This window comes from Duganella caerulea, assembly GCF_040362985.1.
In the GTDB taxonomy this organism is placed as follows: Bacteria; Pseudomonadota; Gammaproteobacteria; order Burkholderiales; family Burkholderiaceae_D; genus Rugamonas; species Rugamonas vulcania.
In genome coordinates, this window is the sequence record NZ_BPWJ01000040.1 from 1 (window position 1) to 255 (window position 255).

Sequence of the window (255 nt, forward strand, 5' to 3'; positions counted from 1 at the left end):
CATTACCCATCGCATTCGCCTGTCGGCGCTTGCGATCAATAAAAATTTACTTACTTCTTCCAGATTGTTAAAGAACGTACAGCACTTGATCTCTAAAAGATCAAACCTAAATCGCAACCAGTAACGGCTGACTTACGTTTGAACTTTTGGTGGAGGATGACGGGATCGAACCGACGACCCCCTGCTTGCAAAGCAGGTGCTCTCCCAGCTGAGCTAATCCCCCATGGGTATTGCATAAAACTGGTAGGGCTGGTT

At 47.1% G+C, this 255-nt stretch carries 1 tRNA gene; it reads right to left on the reverse strand.

Going from position 1 to position 255, the window contains the following annotated elements:
- Window positions 1–147: 147 nt before the first annotated feature.
- Window positions 148–223, reverse strand: a tRNA-Ala gene (locus ACUJB0_RS31745).
- Between the last annotated feature and the right edge of the window lie 32 nt (window positions 224–255).